We start from the raw sequence: 3,811 nt of genomic DNA on the forward strand, positions 1-3,811 counted from the left end.
CTGGCCCAGCCGAAACAGCCGACGTCAGCACACATAAACGCTAAGCCTCGTGCCCCAGATTCAATGAGAAAGACACGCACTTACCCCAGATTCAATGAGAATGCCCCAGAATCAATGAGAACGGACAGCTGGGTACGCGACCGTGGGAGCGTCAGAAGACGCCGTAGCCGGACCAGTGAATAACGTCACAGTGACGAATTGGGCCTGGGGGCGGGGGTCTCGAGGCCGTGGGCGTCCGCCGGTGTCGGGTAGTTGTAGGTCGATAATCGTCCGGTTCGGCGCGCTGCCGGGTGGTCCCGGGATCAATGAGTGCGTCGGCGCACGTGCGCCGTCAGGTGTGCGGCGGAGACCTTGGGTAGCGTTGTCAGATCGTTCTCGAGCAGGTGACGTTGACGTCCGATTGAGATCGGCTTTCCGGATTGCCCTGAACGGGGCTTGGATCGGACACTGACGTCCGATGCAGGTGGCGCGATCTGTGCCTGGCGCCGGGAACTTCTACCGATAAGCCACATTATGTCAAGTAGAGTGCGCCGTATTGCACTCCGCCCCAACGACTTTGGTTCCAGCGACCACGACGACACCGGCAGTACACCCGATCCCAGCTCCGCGCTCAATTCGGTTCGCTCGCCGCCACGCCGAGCCCCGCCTCCACCTGAGCTCACACCGGATGGATCATGCAGTATTCGAATACACAGGGCTGCCATTGAAGTGCGTCGTATTTCCTTGCGGACCAACAGTCTCGATTATCAAGCAAGGCCGAGGATTGCCATCATCGCTCGCTCGACCTCGACCACCTGTTCCGCTGTCAGCAGACCCACTCACGAGTGGACGTTGGACCTTTTGACGGTTGTGAGCTTGTCGATCATCACGTCACTGTCGTGATGAAGTCCTGATAGCCGCCGTCGCCGCCGGCTATCCGGATCCGCATCAAGGGTGCGTCCAACAGCGTGCTGGACATCGGAGCAACAGTTACTGAACTCGTGGCATCGAGAGGTCATCCTGCACGATCACGGCGGGACGCGGTTTGGTCGCGTATGCACCCACCGCTACGGTCCAAATCTCCCCCTGTTCACTCCTCGTCCCATGGCGTCGAGATCGCCTCGATGAAGTCCTCTTCATCGAAGCTTTCGTCCGCTCGCGCGACCAACGAAGCCTGACGAGGCGCTTCAGCGGCAAAACTCTCAGTGCGCACGTCGGGCACCCAGACCTGCAGCGGCCGCAGGCCCCGCTCCCGCATCCGCCTTCGGTACTCGCCGACTCGGTCGCCCACCGTAATTCCACCAAGTTACATGTAACGCCGAGTCTGGGCGGCCCGACAGTCAGATCGGCCGGTGCAGCTAACAGATCTGCGAGCTACACCAAAAGCGTTGTCCTGTAACTCGACGCGCCACTGGTGGAACCTGCCCGAGCGACTCGGTGCGAAACGGTCGTCTCACTGAACTCAGTTTTCTGCGGTACGACTCCGGAGCGACGCGAGACCGCGGATCGTCACGGCACCGGGCGGCGCGTAACTCAGCCGGTCAACAATTCCGGGGCCAGCACCTCACCACCGTGGGGCGACAGCCGTGGGTGCCCGCGCCACCAGCTCTTCGATGCAACGGTGTGTCGCGATCACCGCCACGGTCCTCGAACACCGTCCTTGAGAGGGCCGCACGCGCGGGCCGTGACGATTCGGTCTGGAGGCCCCTTGCAGCCCAAATACAGGCCAAGGTCGCAGCTCGCCGACGTCGCCCGAGTTGCGGTCAGGAACAACGCAGTGCCCATGCCTGCGGCACGAAACGCCGCAAAGAGCCACTTCCACACTGCGAGGCTCTCTCATCTCCGATGCGGCCGACTGCCGCGCGGAAGAAGGCGACACCCTGCACTTCGACCGCAACCGAGAGCACGTCCTGCCGTCAGTGGTAAACGGCTTTGCCGCAGAGCTCAGCGGACCGGAACCCCACGTCAAATTGCACGAAAATAAAGTAGGTTGCGGATCGGATTGTCCCCTACCGTTTCTTCGCAAATTTGCTGACAAGAAATTTTCGCCACCGTAAAGTCGACCGCGTTCGGGACGCGCGATCGTCGTCGACCGGTACCGGTCACGCGCAACGGCGTCCACTCACTGATGATTTCGGGGGTCTTTATGTCCGTTGATGCTGCGCCGAACACTGCCGACCACGGCGATCTTTCTTCTCTTCCGAGGCGGACCACTGGGGCGCACCGACGGTCAGAGAGCTTCGCCGTTCGGAGGTGGTTGCTCACGGGCGTCGCATCTGCGGGCATGGGTACTGCCCTGTTCTTGACCGTGCCCCAGGCGGCTGCCCATGCCGACGAGGGCACCTCGGCATCTTCGGACAGTCACGCTTCTTCTGCGACGTCAGGTGCTTCGGCAACGACGCGTGACCGCGCGTCGACCACTGCGGCCGACCGACGTACTGCCGCGAAACAGGAACGTGCAGAACGCATCTCCGACGCAGCTGAGCGCCGCGCGGAACGACGCAACACCCTGAACTCGTCCGCGGATGACAGCGCGGCAGACCCCGCTCCTTTCTGGCGATCCACGGCGACCGCAGCGACACCGCGTCAGCCCAAGGTCGTCCTCTTCGGCGACGGCACGGCCGAGCGTCCCAACGGCGGCCTCATCGTCGGCGACGGCTACTCGTGGACGTCCGAGACCTGCACCGGTGTCTCTGCGTGCGACGGTGGCCGAGGCGGCTTCTTCGGCGACGGCGGCGCCGGCTACAACGGCGGCAATGGCGGGTCCGCCGGTGCCTACGGCGACGGCGGAGCAGGCGGCAACGGAGTCGTAGGGGTCAACGGCGGCGACGGCGGTGACGGCGGCGCCGGCGGCCGGATCCGCGGCAATGGCGGCGAGGGCGGAGACGGCGCCACGACGGTCGACGGATCGCGCGGGGGGCGCGGCGGCTCCGCCGGCGCGAACGGTGACGGTGGAAACGGCGGTGCGGGCGGCACGTCGACCGGGGCCTCGACCGGCGGCGCGGGCGGCGCAGGAGGAACGGGCGGCCTCCTCCGTGGCGACGGCGGAGCCGGCGGTGTCGGCGGCAACGCAATCCTCAACGGCCAGACCGCAGGTGCCGGTGGCCGAGGCGGCGACACCGGCACCTTCTCGATGAGCGGCTACGCCGGCGCGGGTGGCACCGGCGGCAAGGCCACCTACGGCGGCCGGGGCGGCGACGGCGGAGACGCCGGACTGCTCGCCCTGTTCGCCATGGGCGGCACCGGCGGCCGCGGCGGCGACAGCCCCGATGAAGGTTTCGGATCCGATCACGGCGGCGACGGCGGCCACGGAGGCCGCGGCGGCAGGATGAGCGGCAACGGCGGCGACGGCGGCGCCGGAGGCGAAGGTGGCGGCGACGGCGGCAACGGCGGCAACGCAGGCAAGATGTCCTTCCTCGGACGCGGCGGCGACGGCGGTGACGGAGGTATCGGCCAGACAGGCATCGTCGGCACCAATGGCTCGGCCTCCCAGCTCGACGGCGGAAACGGCCAGGCAGGTGGCCAGGGCGGCGCCGGCGGTAACGGCGGCAACGGCAGCATGCTCATGGGCCTCGGCGGCAACGGCGGGGCCGGCGGCACCGGCGGCACCGGCGGCCAGGGCGGCCAGGGCCGCAGGGGCCCCGACACCAGCACTGGCCCGGGCACTGACGGCGGCCGAGGCGGCAACGGCGGTTCCGGCGGCGCAGGAGGTTCCCTCGGCGGCGCGGCCGGGACGGGCGGAATGTTCTTCGTCATCCGCACGGACGGACAGGCCGGCGCCAGCGGCTCCGGCGGCCAGGGCGGCGCCGGCGGCCAGGGCGGCAGGGGCGGC

1 protein-coding gene and 1 pseudogene are annotated in these 3,811 nt (G+C 67.2%); one reads left to right on the forward strand and one right to left on the reverse strand.

Translation table 11 applies throughout. The features are described 5' to 3' along the window. Positions 1-1,069: 1,069 nt before the first annotated feature. Complete coding sequence (locus MHN84_RS29485; protein WP_308193004.1) at positions 1,070-1,270, reverse strand: antitoxin MazE-like protein; 201 nt, start codon at positions 1,268-1,270, stop codon at positions 1,070-1,072. 993 nt (positions 1,271-2,263) lie between these two features. Between MHN84_RS29485 and MHN84_RS29490 the strand changes: the two are divergent. Next, a pseudogene (locus MHN84_RS29490) lies at positions 2,264-3,811 on the forward strand (hypothetical protein); the annotation flags it as partial.

It is taken from the genome of Mycobacterium sp. PSTR-4-N, from assembly GCF_022348085.1.
In the GTDB taxonomy this organism is placed as follows: Bacteria; Actinomycetota; Actinomycetes; order Mycobacteriales; family Mycobacteriaceae; genus Mycobacterium.